The following is a 13807-nucleotide window of genomic DNA, read 5'->3' as shown; positions in this document are numbered from 1 at the left end:
AAGTACGCGATAAGCTATAGAGCACTCTCATTGCCATCGGTAGCTATCTAAGTTGATAATTACAGGGTTTAAAATACTCCTCAATACGCTTAGGCTAACTCATTCAATAGCTCGAGAGCTGTTAATTTTCGCAATGCAAAACTAAGGATTTTTGTTCGATTTTAAAAGATAAACAACAATACAGCGATATTACTAAATATAAAATAATCAAATCTTTTAAAAACAAGAAAAACATAATTTTTTAACTTTTAAATGTTAATTTTATACATTATTTACATTTCAAAAAAGCTATTTAGAATAGTTCTAAACATTATTGTACTAAAAATTGCTGGAGAATTGACAAAGGAAGGAAAAAAAAAGCAGTTCTATAAGCCGGATTCTGTATCCTTAAAAAGGTTCTTATCATTTATCTAGTTTTGCAATTGCTCACAAAATCAATCTGCCTACCCCTTAGAATCGTGCGAGTAGCACTCGAGCTCTAATATACGTGGCATTGCACCGCATAGAGTTTACCTGGTTTCACTACAGCATTACCTGTACATTCTTTCTGTTGCACTTGTCCTCGGTTTACACCGGACGGATGTTATCCGCTATGCTTACTCTGTGGTGTCCGGACTTTCCTACTTACTACGAGAATAAGTCGATAAGATAGAACTGCTCAATATTGTCAATGACCCTTTCATAAAAAAACCCACTCAAAGATTGAGTGGGAAAATTGCTATGAAAAAGAAAAAGTATCTAGAACGTCTTCTAGATGGTGCAAATATATACATTTTTTTCATGTACAGAAAAAAATAATATAAATTTTACCTTAAAATTTATATTTCTTAATATGGATAAAAATTAGGCATAAAAAAACCCACTCAAAGATTGAGTGGGAAAATTGCTATGAAAAAGAAAAAGTGTCTAGAACGTCTTCTAGACACTGCAAATATACTCTTTTTTTCAACAGTACAAAAGTCTTTAAAAAACTTTAAGAGAACATATCTTTTACTTTCTCAAAAAATGATTTATCTGACTTTTGTGGATTTGGACTAAAGTTATCATCTTCCATCATTTGCTCAAAGAACTTACGTTGTTCCTTGGTCAACTCTTGAGGCGTCCAAACATTGATATGAATTAAGAAATCACCATTACCGTATCGTTCAATACTCGGTAATCCCTTTCCTTTCAAACGTAAAATCTTACCAGATTGCGTACCTGGCTCAATTTTGATTTTTACTTTTCCGGTTACGGTTTCAATTTCTTTTGAAACCCCTAATACCGCTTCTGAAAAGTTAATATACAGGTCGTAATGTACATTACTTCCTTCTCTTTTTAAGGTATCGTGAGGAACTTCTTCAATGAGTACTAATAAATCACCGGCTATCGAATTTTTACCCGGTGCCTCATTTCCTTTTCCTCCTACTTTTAACTGTACCCCTTCTGTTACTCCTTCCGGAATATTAATAGGAACAGTTTCTTCTTTTACGATCATTCCTTGTGCATCAGCACCAGCAGGTTTTGAATCGAGCATTTCTCCAGCTCCCTGACAAGTACCACAGGTAGTTGCGGTTTGCATTCTACCTAAAATTGTATTTGTCACGCGCATTTGCTGTCCGGTTCCGTTACAAGTAGTACAGGTTTTATAGGTAACCCCATCTGCTTGTACTTTTCTTCGAACTTTAACTTTCTTCTCTACGCCATTAGCGATGTCTTCTAAGGTTAATTTCACACGGATACGTAGGTTACTTCCTTTAACGCGTGCCTGACGTTGACCACCGCCACCAAAACCTCCGAAGCCACCTCCAAAGGCACCTCCAAAAATATCTCCGAACTGGCTAAATATGTCGTCCATATTCATTCCGCCACCGCCAAAACCGCCGTGACCACCTTCAAAAGCAGCATGACCATATTGATCGTAACGCGCCTTTTTGTTATCATCACTTAAGACTTCATAGGCTTCCGCAGCGAGTTTAAACTTCTCCTCTGCTTCTTTATTATCTGGATTTTTGTCAGGATGGTATTTAATCGCCATTTTACGGTACGCCTTTTTTATTTCAGACGCAGTTGCCGACCTTGATAATCCTAGTATTTCGTAATAATCTTGTTTTGCCATAATTAATAATGATTATTCGCTATAACCCATTTGCACAACCGTTGGTGTAAAAGGGCTCCAACTCTATTCAACATGTTACGCCTGCCCTATTACTACTTTTGGATGGCGAATAATTTTATCTCCTAATTTGTATCCTTTTTCTACGCAGTCAATAATCTTACCTTTTAAGTCTTCTGTCGGTGCAGGGATTTGTGTAATTGCATCGTGAATTTCAGAATCAAAAGCGTCTCCTGCATTCACTTCAATTTCAGTAAGTCCTTTTTGAACCAAGGTATTTTTCAATTTAGAGCTGATCAATTCCATACCTTTAAACAATTCTGAATCTTCTGACTTCTTAATCTCTGCCAATCCTCTGTCAAAATCATCCATAATTGGCAGTAAAGCTGTCATTAATTCCTGACTTGCCGTTTTAAATAACTCAATACGCTCCTTCGAAGTGCGCTTTTTGTAGTTTTCAAACTCGGCAAACAGTCGTAAGTACTTGTCTTTTTCCGCTTGAATCAATTGTTCTGCTGTAGGTTCCTCTTTCTCCTCTACCTCTTTAGTTTCTTGATTTTCAGCCGCATCAACTTCTTGTTCTGCATTGTTAATTGCGTCTTTAATTTCGTCTTCTTTCGTATATTGGTCTTTACTCATTGTAAATCGATTCTTTTTTCTACGTTTCACTTACTACAAGAACACTGCCAATTCAGAATAAATGTCATTTTGACACCTCCCTAAAAAAACAATCCTCTACTAATATTTAACATTTTTATTTAGGTTTTAGATTTTTTTTAACAAATAAACTTGCTATTTTTAACACAATCAAAAACAATTACGTTTAATTATTTAACCCTACATTCAATTATGAAAAACAATTTTTTAAGCATTGCAGGTGCTACCGTATTGACAAAAGCACAACAAAAGAACGTTACAGGAGGAATTTCGTTTGGTGGTGGAAACCCTGACCTTTCGAAGTGTGGCTGTGACTGTGCTGCCAACGTTACTGGACCATTTTATTGTCATCAATTAATCGCTTGTCCGCAAGTGTATACTTGTGATGACTCAGCAGAAATGTAATGCTTGTAAAATGAAAGAAAGCAGCTACGAGAGTAGCTGCTTTTTTTTGTTTTGAATTTGAAGCTTCGATTAATCGATACGTTCAATTTTGGCTCCAATAGCACGTAAACGTCCTTCAATATTTTCGTATCCTCGATCGATTTGTTCGATGTTGTGGATAATACTCGTTCCTTTTGCTGACAAGGCTGCGATGAGTAACGAAATCCCCGCTCTAATATCTGGAGATGTCATTTTAGTCGCCTTGAGTTGACTTTGGAAATCATGTCCGATTACCGTAGCTCTATGCGGATCACATAAAATAACCTTTGCTCCCATATCAATCAATTTATCGACAAAGAACAAGCGGCTTTCAAACATTTTTTGATGAATTAATACCGTTCCTTTTGCTTGGGTAGCGACTACCAATACGATACTTAGTAAATCGGGAGTAAACCCTGGCCAAGGTGCATCGGCAACGGTCAATACAGATCCATCGATGTAGTTTTGAATTTCATAACTCTCTTGTGCTGGGATATAAATATCGTCTTCACGCTTTTCTAATTGGATTCCCAACTTTCCAAAAACATTAGGAATTTGACCTAAATCTTTCCAGCTAACATTTTTGATCGTCAGTTCAGAGCGCGTCATTGCCGCCATTCCAATCCAACTTCCAATCTCAATCATGTCAGGTAAAATTCGATGTTCACAACCTCCTAAGGCCGTTACTCCTTCTATGGTTAACAAATTAGACCCCACTCCTGAAATTTTAGCGCCCATACTATTCAACATTTTCGATAATTGTTGAATATACGGCTCGCAGGCAGCGTTGTAAATGGTCGTCGTTCCTTTTGCCAATACTGCAGCCATGATAATATTGGCTGTTCCTGTTACCGAAGCCTCATCGAGCAACATTTCAGTTCCCTGTAAACCGGTATCGGTTTCCACTCCGTAAAAGTATTCTTCCTTATTATAACGGAATGTTGCACCCAGATTAATAAATCCTTCAAAATGCGTATCCAAACGTCTTCTACCAATTTTATCACCTCCTGGTCGTGGAATATACCCTTTTCCAAAACGAGCTAACAATGGACCTACAATCATGATTGACCCACGTAAAGAGCTTCCGTCTCTTTTAAATTCAGCACTTTCCAAATAAGCTAGGTTTAGCTCATCTGCTTGAAAGCTATAGCTATTCGGTGCTAACTTTTCTATTTTTACTCCGAGTTCACCGAGTATAAAAATCAACTTATTAACATCAATAATATCCGGAATATTATTGATTATCACCTTTTCAGGTGTTAGTAAAACGGCACAAATTACTTGTAATGCTTCGTTCTTTGCTCCTTGAGGCGTAATAGTCCCTTGAAGCTTATGTCCCCCTTCTATTTTAAATGATGCCATTTATTTTTTTCTGTTTTTCTTGTTAGTTTGTTTTGACTTTTGTCCTTGGGTGTTTCTCTTTCTCAACAAATTTTTACTATCTGCTAAATCCTCGGTAATATTTCTCATATCAATTTTTCCGTCAGAAAGTTCGTACAGGTGATCCAGAATAACTCCGTCCTCCACGGTATCCTTATTCCAGTTCAAGTAACATTTTTTCATGTGATTTGCAATGGTAAACACCAATGCTTCTTTCATATCACCTTCTTCCCAAGTCAAGGCCACATCAATCATCGTTTGGATGTTGGTTCCGTAAAAGCGATATTTTGAAGCGGATTTAGGATATTCCAATTTCGCTGGCTTTTCCGTAAGCTCTTCTTTAGAAGGTGTTTCATATGGTGAATCTACATCTAACTTAAAATCAGCCATGATGTGAAGTTGATCCCACAATTTGTGTTTAAAATCCGGCACATCTCTCAAATGGGGTTGTAAGTTCCCCATCACATCAATAATGGCTTTTGCCATGGTATTGCGTTCTTCTCTACTTTCTAATGCCACACAGTGGTTTACTAGTTTTTGAATATGTCTTCCATATTCAGGTATAATCAACCTCGTTCTTTCTGAATTATATTCTAAGTCAAACATAAGCTCTCTTTTAAAAGTTGTCAAAATGATGCAGCCCTATCGGATTAACCGATCACTTTCAATTTTGCAAACTGTAATAATAATTTCTTTTTACCGGCAGTTCCGAATTCGATTTCTGCCTTTTTATTGGGGCCTTTCCCCTCTAATCCAATCACCTTACCTGTCCCAAAACGATTGTGCTCCACCAAGTTTCCTACGGCGATCGTTCCGTCAAAAGTTCCAGCTTTCGGACTCAAACTTCCTACCTTTTTCAAATTTCCTTTATCAGGTGAAAAAGCGGGTTTTTCTTTTTTACTTAAAAATTCTTTTCGCTTCTTATGAATCGGCTTTTCAAAGCGTATTTTCTTCGGAGTATCGTCAAACAAACTCGCATCGATAAACCTGTTTGCGGCTGGTTCTGGAATTTTAGGAGCTAGGTACTCTAAAAACTCATCGTCAATCTCCTCTATAAATCTACTTGCCTCTCCATCGGTAAGTTTACCCCAGCGATACCTCGTTTGTGCATAGGTCAAATAGGCTACTTTTTCTGCACGCGTCAATGCCACGTAGAAAAGACGACGTTCTTCTTCCAATTCACTTCGGGTATTCATACTCATTGCCGAAGGAAACAAACTCTCTTCCAAACCAACGATGTACACATACGGATATTCCAAACCTTTTGACAGGTGAATGGTCATTAACGACACGCGAGGCGTATCGTCTTTTTCACTATCAAAATCCGTTGCCAGGGCCACATCTTCAAGAAATGCCGTCAATGAAGCGTCTTCTCCGGTTTCAATTTTGTCGGTGATAAAATCTTTAATACCGTTTAATAGCTCCTGTACGTTTTCGACCTTATTGATCCCCTCAGGTGTACCATCTTTTTGCAAATCACGTACTAGTTGAGTTTGCTTCACCACCAAATCGGCCACTTCAAAAGCATTTTTCTTCTGAGCTTCAATTTGTAAACGCTGCATCATCACCAAGAAATTCTCCAACTTGTTTTTGGTTCCTGAGTTAATTTTGATGTCTACCTTATCGAGGTTTCTTATGATATCAAAAATTGATTTCTTATAGTGATTGGCAGCTATGGTAAGCTTGTCAATGGTAGTAGCACCAATTCCCCTAGCAGGATAATTGATGATTCTCTTCAGGGCCTCTTCGTCGTTCGGATTGATTAGCAAACGCAAATACGAGAGTAAATCTTTAATTTCCTTGCGTTGATAAAACGAAATCCCTCCGTATATTTTATACTGAATATCTTTTTTCCTAAGAGCATCTTCAATGGCTCTCGACTGAGCATTGGTTCGATACAAGATAGCAAAATCATCATTTGTCAACTGATGATTCATTTGATTTTCCCATATAGACTGAGCCACAAAACGACCTTCTTCTCCGTCTGAAATAGAACGCATAACCTTGATTTTTTCACCACTGTCATTCGCCGTCCATACCTCTTTATCGAGCTTCGTTTTGTTTTTGTCAATTACGCTATTAGCAGCGCGTACTATATTGTCAGAGGAACGATAATTTTGTTCCAATTTAAAAGTCTTTACATCCGGATAATCGCGCTGAAAATTCAAGATGTTATTAATATTGGCACCACGGAAGCTATAGATACTTTGTGAATCATCACCTACCACGCAAATATTTTGAAATCTGTCGGCCAAAGCGCGAACAATAATGTACTGCGAGTGGTTGGTATCTTGGTACTCATCTACCATGATGTACCTAAAACGATCTTGATACTTTGCTAAAACCTCCGGAAAACGAGCGAGTAGCTCATTGGTTCTGAGTAGCAAATCGTCAAAATCCATGGCTCCTGATTTAAAACAACGATCTACGTATTCTTTGTAGATATCTCCCATTTTGGGTCTGCTTGCCTGCAAATCGGCCTCCTGTAAATCCGAATTATTGAAATAAGCACGTACGGTAATCAGACTGTTCTTAAACGAAGAAATCCTGCTCAAAACCTGTTTCGGTTTATAGCGATCCTTATCGAGTTTCAACTCTTTAATAATGGCCGTTATTAACCGAACGGCATCTTGGGTATCGTAAATTGTAAAATTAGAAGGATATCCCAACTTATCTGCTTCCGCTCTGAGAATTCTTGCAAACACTGAGTGAAAGGTTCCCATCCAAAGATTTTTGGCCTCACTGTGTCCAACTACATTTGCAATACGCTCCTTCATCTCGCGAGCTGCCTTGTTGGTAAAGGTCAGTGACAAGATGTTAAACGCATCTACTCCTTTTTGCATTAAATGAGCAATACGGTAGGTTAACACCCTCGTTTTTCCCGATCCTGCTCCTGCAATAATAATCATCGGTCCGTCTTTCTGTAAGACGGCAGCTCTCTGTGGTTCGTTAAGTTGCTCTAAATAAGTATCCAAAAAAAATAAATTGAAAGAATTTTAAAAATGGGAAATTAACCAATCTTTTATCGATTTTAAAATGTCTGTGCATTTTTTTATTCACAGTCTAAAAATACGTTTAATATCCCCAAAGTTATCAGCCGATTCCTCATTTATTTTTGAGAAGACTTGTATCTTAGCATCTGAGTAATTTTTAACCCGATTATGAAGGAACAAATTTTAGAAGGAATCGCCTACGCCATCCCCTCGTTGGTTACAGGTGGGGTTGCCTATTATATTTTAAGTGCATTTATCGCCAACAATCAAAAAGAAAAACAGGTTCGATTAATGCTAGAGAAGCGCAAAGACAGTTTGCCTATACGATTACAGGCCTACGAACGAATGTTGCTGTTTAGCGATCGTATTAACCCGTTAAAATTATTAGTTCGCGTAAAGCCGATTGGCGATAATCCGCAGGAATACGCACGTTTGCTTACGGCCAATATAGAACAAGAGTTAGAACATAATTTAGTGCAACAATTGTACATTTCTGACGAAAGTTGGAATGCCGTACTTACCGCCAAAATGGCCATTAGTGCTAAAATACGAAACGTGGCTGCCACTGCAAAAGACAGTAAGGAAATGCGCGAACAAATTATTCAGGACTACGGAAAAGAAACGCCTCCTAGTGAAACTGTAATTTCCTTTTTAAAGCAAGAAATAAAACAATTATTATAAAAAAAAGCTCGGTATATACCGAGCTTTTTTATTCCTTCAACTATTCGAAATCGTTTATTTTTTTACCAATATTTTGTACTCCCACGGAGCTAATTCAAGTGTTACACTTCCTTTGCTCAACGCGTCACCTCCCATATAATCGGTGTATGCTCCTTCCAGTTCAACGAGCTGAGTAACGGGTGCTTTTGATAAGTTAGCCAGGTAAATCACCTTGTCTCCTTCTTTTTCTCTGGCAAACATCAATACTTGATCTTCGCTTTTCAAACGTTCGTACTTAGCACTCATTTTCCCACCGTTTAAAGCTTTGTTCTGAGCTTTTAAAGTTCCTAATTTCGCCAAAACTTCCCATTGTTTTCCTTGGGTATGCGGAATTTCGTCCTTTTCGAAGAATTTTAATCGATGGTTTAAACCGTACTCTTGACCTGAATAGATCAACGGCATTCCTGGAATCACATAACTCATGGCCGTAAATGTTTCCCATGCTGGTCCCATACGCTCGTCAATAGTCCCATTCCACGAGTTTTCGTCGTGGTTGGTTACGAAATTCATCAAAATATCGTTGTGCTCATAGCGAGCCGTATCTTTACTATAGGCAGCATCCCAATCAGCAGCCGTATTTTTAGTCGCTGCAATATCATTCATGGCGTGGTGTCGGTCCCAAGCATACCCCATATCAAACAAACCGTCTTTTAACAATGCTGGTTCCCAAGCTTCTGCCAACATAAAAATGTCTTTCTTTGCTCGTAATTGTGGAATTGCCTCTTCCCAGAAAAACGTCGGAACTGATCCGGCTACATCACAACGAAATCCATCTACTCCCTCTTCTGTAATCCAATAACTCATATCAGCGATCATCGTTTTACGAAGCTCAGGATTGTCGTAGTTAAGATCTGCTACGTCCTGCCAACCTACTGGAGTTCCGTCTTCATTGAGAGGATCGGTAATTTCTCCCTTAGCGTTTTTAGTGTAAAAATCTGGATGGGTCGTAATCCAAGTATGATCCCACCCTGTATGGTTTGGTACCCAGTCTAAAATAACGTACATCCCTTGTTCGTGCGCTGTTGCCACAAGGGCTCTAAAATCGTCAATGGTTCCAAATTCTGGATTGATTTTTTTAAAGTCAGCAACTGCGTAATAACTCCCTAAATACTTTTCTCTTTCAGCTTCAGGAAAATCACTTGCAAATTTATCACCAGTGGCCTTTCGCTTCGCTTCGGAAATAGGAAACACTGGCATCAACCATATAATTTTAACTCCCAGTTCTTTTAATTTAGGGATGTCTTTTGTGAACGCTTTAAACGTCCCTTCTTTTGAGTACTGCCTAATGTTGGCCTCGTAAATCACTGCCGACTCCATCATTTCTGAAGTCACCTTAGGAGCGGTAATTTTCTTCGGTGTTTCCGTAGCAGTTTCGGTTGTTGCGACTTTCTTTTGCTCTTGTTTACAGGCCAAGCCTAGCATCGCTACCAAGAGTAACAACGTCGTTTTCTTCATGCTTAATTTGATTTTTAGTATTTCTATTTGCTTTGTTCTTCTAGTAATAACAGCGTAAAGGGTGTTGCTATACTGACCTTCCCATCGGTCACCGTACTCAGGGTTCCAGAATACGCATCTCTAACCGAAGTCCCATCAGCAAATACTCCCTTTACCTCAATGGTTTTTTCTCCCTGAGGCAACCCTAAACCTACCACAACGCTGTCGTTTATTGTCGTAGTTTTAAGTCGACGGCTAAACACGTATGGAGTTGCTGTCAGCTGTTCGTGTTTTCCTGCGCCTATACTCGGGTGCTTGCTGCGAAAGCTTCCTAACTTTTGCCAATGTGCAGCAATTTCTTGTAATTCTCTTTCTTCCATTTGTTGCCAAGGCATCAATGAACGTAAGTTCGCATCTCCTTCCGCACCTTGAATTTTTAACGGGCGTGCCACTTCGTCACCGTAGTAGATTTGTGCCGTACCCGGCGACAATAACAATCGAATAGCATTTTCATGCCACAATGTGCGATCGGCATCATAAGGTTGCCCATCGTCGTGAGAGGCCGTGTAGTTCAGGACTCCCTTTCCTTTTAAATCACCCTGTAAAATCGAATCGTATTTTTTAAAAAGTGCTTCATATGGCAATTGTTTGGCATTCCATTTAAATTCAAAATTGATTAAACTCTGAAAGCTCTTATCAAAATAGTCTACTTTTCTATCCGAAAATGCGTATTCACGTCCTCCACTAATCCCGTAGCCATAAACTTCCCCAACTAGGTAAAACTCTTTTTCCATACCGTGCTTTGGGTGTTTTTTCTTATAGTTTTCAAAAGCGCGATCACAAATCTGTTTAAACTCTTGCCACACTTTTTCTTCTACGTGTTTTACAGTATCTACTCGATATCCGTCAATTCCAAACTCTTCGATATAGTCAGCCAGCCACTTCATGATGTAAAAGCGAGGAGCTCTCGGATAACCAGTTTCATTGAAAAAAGTATCTAATTCCAGTAATTCTTGTTCCAGTCGTCCTTCTGCTTTCCACTTCTTTAGTAACTGAGGAGGTAGACTCACTTCTTCATCCGATTCCGTGCGGATATCAGGCAAATTTCGAACTAAGGTACAACTCACTGTAGAAGCGTAATCTTTGTATTCGCATTGCGGGGTTGTTCGCACCCATGATGCCGGCCACACCGCATCTTTTTCAGTGACGGGGCCCGTGTGATTAACCACCGCATCGAGCAGTATTTTAATACCGTGCTCATGTGCCGTTTTGATTAATTCCCTAAGCTCTTCCTCTGTTCCAAAATTTGGATCAATACGCGTCCAATCTTGCGTCCAATACCCGTGAAATCCATAGGTAGCCCCTGTTCCTTCATCGACAGCGCCGTGATTTTGTTCCAACACAGGGCTCATCCAAATTGCATTGACTCCTAGGGCATCGAAATAACCTTCTTTTATTTTCTGTGTTACTCCTGCAAGGTCACCTCCTTTAAACCCGCGTAACTTTGCCGTTTGTTTTGACCTATCAAAATTGAGATCGTTGTCAGTATTTCCGTTATTAAACCTATCTGTCAATAAAAAATACACCGTCGCAGCTCGCCAATCAAATGGTTCTTGTTTTTTGACCACTGCTACTGTTTTTTGTTCTGTCTGAACAGGCTTTGTACAGCTGCTAACCCCCATGGCTATCGCCAGTGTTACAATGACTTTTTTCATTCTAGTTTTTAATTTTGATACGTCCTTTTTTCCTTGTATTCCACAGTACTTTAAAGGTTAACTCACCCGTTGTAGCATCCCAATCAAAAGGAATAGCTTTCCCCTGAAAGCTAACTGCTTGTGGTCGTTGTTTCCAATTAACAAGCTTCCAATTGTACTGTTTGTTCTGATAGTTATACTGCTTCCCTTTGTTACATTTCAAATCTATCGTTAGTCCTTGTTTTCCTAACTTACTGCTCAGCTGTACTTGCTCATACGCCCCCGCTTCAAAAGCATTTTTCAACAAGCCGTTATCGTTGTAAAAACGTCGTTGACTACTTTTCACACTTGTATCGTGGTAGTAACTCACATTCCAAACATTCGCATCGTAGGCTGCTGTTGATTGTACTAGTTGAGCTTTCGGAATAAAGGCGCCGGCACGTACAAAAACAGGTATCTCATCAGGTCTATTCGCTACGCGCACAAATCCACTTCCTTCAAAGCGCTTGCCTGTAATAAAATGGAACCAAACCGTTTTTTTCGGCAAATACACCGTTGACTCTTGTTGACCGCTTTTCATAATAGGAGTTACCAAAAGATCATTTCCCCATAAATAACTCGATGCTAAGGTATTTGTTTCCGCAGCAGGGTATTCAAAAAACAAGGGTCTCATAAGTGGCATTCCAGTTTGATTGTTTTCGAACACTAAATTGTAGTTATACGGCAATAATTGATAGCGCAATTCAATAGATTTTTTTGCTTTTGCCATGGCGGTTTTTGATCGATACACTGGCTCAGAAGCCACTTCCTCTTGTGCATGAGGTCGGTATATCGGTTGAAACACTCCATATTGTAACCAGCGTGTATACAGCTCGTCATCTAAATTGGCTCCGGCAAATCCGCCGAGGTCCGAATGCATAAATGCCAAACCTTGCATTCCCATTTGCAGGGCTATTTCCGGTTGACTTTGCAGCCCTCCCCAAGTTCGATTTACATCACCTGACCAAGGCACCATCCCAAAGCGTTGCGATCCCGAATATCCTGCTCTCATCAAAATGAATGGTCTCACCTTTGGAAACTCCCGCTCGTACCCTTGCGCTATGAGTTTGGCCCAATCGTGTCCGTAAATATTGTGAACTTCATCGGCAGTACCTGCGGCGTGCTGTACCCAATTCGGGTGTACTTCTGGCTCTCCTAAGTCACCCCAAATACCTGCTACTCCTTTATTCGCTAGTCCTTTGTAGATATCCCAAAACCAGGCACTCGCTGCTGGCTTATAAATATCGATAAGCCCTGTATTCCCAAAGTAAAAATCGTACCTAGCTGCTTGCCCAGTGCTATCAGTAGCTAAAACACCTTTCTCCACAGCTTCTTTCCATTTTTTTGAAGTACTCAAAACAAAAGGTTCTGTAATCGTAATCGTTTTTACCCCCTTTGCTTTTAACCTTGTTACCATTCCCTCAAAATCAGGAAAAGAATCGCGGAATACTTCTAGGTTGCCCATGGTTCCTTTTATTTCTTTTCCAAACCAATACAAATCTAAGATAACAGCATCAACAGGTATGTTATTCGTTTTATATCGTTGGATGGTCTCCTCTACTTCGCGCTGTGAATGATACCCAAATCTACTGGCAAAATTACCAAGTGCCCAACGAGGTAGCATCGGTTGTTTTCCCGTTAATGTGGTATAATTGTTTACGATGTTTGACCATTGCTCCCCCACGATCAATTGATAAGTTTTTCTTCCCGAAATTGTCTCATACGATAGCGTGTTCTCCTTTTTACTATCCAAGTCTAAATAACCAATCGGGGCATTGTCAAAATGCAAGGCGTATTTTTTTGATGACATGACCAAGGGCATGGTGTAATTCATTAAAGGAGCATGAGTTTCATAACCGTAATGAGCTCGGTTGTACAACTGTAATCGATGTCCTCTTCTATTCATGCCCAATGCTCGTGCTCCACCTCCGTACAACACTTCATCTGCATCAATAGCGAAATCTAACACTTCTAAATTATCCTTGGTATGATAGCCTCGTTTTTCCTTGAGTACCATTTTCTCGTTGTAATAGAAACTGATTGAAAAAGGTGCTTTTTGAACACGTACAGATATTCCTTTAGAACTCCAGTTAAGTGTCGAAGTCGTTGCTCTCAAACGCGTGGCCACCAACTCAGGACGCATCACTACAGCATGAGAGGCTTTTTGATACTGTTCACCTTCCGGAATAAAAGACGTTTCTACAATTTCAGGACTGTAAAATTGAATTCTATAGGTTCCGTCTGTGACACGGATCATTAAACACTGTGATCCCACTTCTTTGTGAGCCTTGTATTTTCTCGTACTTATTTGAGCGGTTGCCGCAATAGCGCAGCTCCAAAGTACTAAGAATACTACTATTTTTTTCATGGTA

10 protein-coding genes and 1 other RNA gene are annotated in these 13807 nt (G+C 39.4%); 2 read left to right on the top strand and 9 right to left on the bottom strand.

Going from position 1 to position 13807, the window contains the following annotated elements:
* Positions 1–352: 352 nt before the first annotated feature.
* From rnpB to ACKTS5_RS09200, 3 genes are all read right to left on the bottom strand, one after another.
* An RNA gene (gene rnpB / locus ACKTS5_RS09210) (RNase P RNA component class A) lies at positions 353–661 on the bottom strand.
* Between the two features lie 312 nt (positions 662–973).
* On the bottom strand, positions 974–2098 hold the full coding sequence (gene dnaJ / locus ACKTS5_RS09205) for a molecular chaperone DnaJ (protein ID WP_408043578.1): 1125 nt from the start codon (positions 2096–2098) through the stop codon (positions 974–976).
* A gap of 75 nt (positions 2099–2173) precedes the next feature.
* On the bottom strand, positions 2174–2734 hold the full coding sequence (locus ACKTS5_RS09200; protein WP_408043577.1) for a nucleotide exchange factor GrpE: 561 nt from the start codon (positions 2732–2734) through the stop codon (positions 2174–2176).
* A 210-nt stretch (positions 2735–2944) separates the two neighbouring features.
* On the opposite strand from ACKTS5_RS09200, the gene ACKTS5_RS09195 reads away from it, so the two are divergent.
* Positions 2945–3157 (top strand): hypothetical protein, encoded by a 213-nt coding sequence (locus tag ACKTS5_RS09195; protein ID WP_408043576.1) that lies wholly within the window; start codon positions 2945–2947, stop codon positions 3155–3157.
* Positions 3158–3226: 69 nt separating this feature from the next.
* Here ACKTS5_RS09195 and murA read toward each other — a convergent pair whose 3' ends face one another.
* From murA to ACKTS5_RS09180, 3 genes are read right to left on the bottom strand one after another with little or no spacing between them, the layout of a single operon-like run.
* Positions 3227–4537: a UDP-N-acetylglucosamine 1-carboxyvinyltransferase gene (gene murA / locus ACKTS5_RS09190; protein ID WP_408043575.1), complete on the bottom strand. Its 1311-nt coding sequence runs from the start codon at positions 4535–4537 to the stop codon at positions 3227–3229.
* Entirely contained in the window at positions 4538–5161 is a 624-nt protein-coding gene (locus ACKTS5_RS09185) for a DUF4290 domain-containing protein (RefSeq protein ID WP_408043574.1), read from the bottom strand. It lies immediately after the preceding gene.
* A 44-nt stretch (positions 5162–5205) separates the two neighbouring features.
* The gene (locus ACKTS5_RS09180) at positions 5206–7530 is read right to left on the bottom strand and encodes an ATP-dependent helicase (protein WP_408043573.1); all 2325 of its coding nucleotides are present in this window, start codon (positions 7528–7530) and stop codon (positions 5206–5208) included.
* Between the two features lie 186 nt (positions 7531–7716).
* Between ACKTS5_RS09180 and ACKTS5_RS09175 the strand changes: the two genes are divergently transcribed.
* On the top strand, positions 7717–8229 hold the full coding sequence (locus tag ACKTS5_RS09175) for a DUF7935 family protein (RefSeq protein ID WP_408043572.1): 513 nt from the start codon (positions 7717–7719) through the stop codon (positions 8227–8229).
* 54 nt (positions 8230–8283) lie between these two features.
* On the opposite strand, the gene ACKTS5_RS09170 is transcribed toward ACKTS5_RS09175, so the two are convergent.
* The 3 genes from ACKTS5_RS09170 to ACKTS5_RS09160 are packed head-to-tail and all read right to left on the bottom strand — an operon-like array spanning position 8284 to position 13803.
* Positions 8284–9723 (bottom strand): alpha-amylase family glycosyl hydrolase, encoded by a 1440-nt coding sequence (locus tag ACKTS5_RS09170; protein WP_408043571.1) that lies wholly within the window; start codon positions 9721–9723, stop codon positions 8284–8286.
* A gap of 23 nt (positions 9724–9746) precedes the next feature.
* A complete protein-coding gene (locus tag ACKTS5_RS09165) occupies positions 9747–11417 on the bottom strand; it encodes an alpha-amylase family glycosyl hydrolase (protein WP_408043570.1) in 1671 nt (556 codons plus the stop codon).
* Between the two features lies 1 nt (position 11418).
* Positions 11419–13803: a TIM-barrel domain-containing protein gene (locus tag ACKTS5_RS09160; protein ID WP_408043569.1), complete on the bottom strand. Its 2385-nt coding sequence runs from the start codon at positions 13801–13803 to the stop codon at positions 11419–11421.
* Between the last annotated feature and the right edge of the window lie 4 nt (positions 13804–13807).

The organism is Tenacibaculum litopenaei, from assembly GCF_964514025.1.
Lineage (GTDB): Bacteria > Bacteroidota > Bacteroidia > Flavobacteriales > Flavobacteriaceae > Polaribacter > Polaribacter litopenaei.
The sequence above is the reverse complement of the archived record's forward strand: the minus strand, read 5'-3'. Positions and strand labels throughout refer to the sequence as shown.

Excerpts from the sequence above, each read along its gene's own strand:
- dnaJ (WP_408043578.1), bottom strand. The coding sequence starts at position 2,098 with ATGGCAAAACAAGATTATTACGAAATACTAGGATTATCAAGGTCGGCA.
- ACKTS5_RS09200 (WP_408043577.1), bottom strand. The coding sequence starts at position 2,734 with ATGAGTAAAGACCAATATACGAAAGAAGACGAAATTAAAGACGCAATT.
- ACKTS5_RS09195 (WP_408043576.1), top strand. The coding sequence starts at position 2,945 with ATGAAAAACAATTTTTTAAGCATTGCAGGTGCTACCGTATTGACAAAA.
- murA (WP_408043575.1), bottom strand. The coding sequence starts at position 4,537 with ATGGCATCATTTAAAATAGAAGGGGGACATAAGCTTCAAGGGACTATT.
- ACKTS5_RS09185 (WP_408043574.1), bottom strand. The coding sequence starts at position 5,161 with ATGTTTGACTTAGAATATAATTCAGAAAGAACGAGGTTGATTATACCT.
- ACKTS5_RS09175 (WP_408043572.1), top strand. The coding sequence starts at position 7,717 with ATGAAGGAACAAATTTTAGAAGGAATCGCCTACGCCATCCCCTCGTTG.
- ACKTS5_RS09170 (WP_408043571.1), bottom strand. The coding sequence starts at position 9,723 with ATGAAGAAAACGACGTTGTTACTCTTGGTAGCGATGCTAGGCTTGGCC.
- ACKTS5_RS09165 (WP_408043570.1), bottom strand. The coding sequence starts at position 11,417 with ATGAAAAAAGTCATTGTAACACTGGCGATAGCCATGGGGGTTAGCAGC.
- ACKTS5_RS09160 (WP_408043569.1), bottom strand. The coding sequence starts at position 13,803 with ATGAAAAAAATAGTAGTATTCTTAGTACTTTGGAGCTGCGCTATTGCG.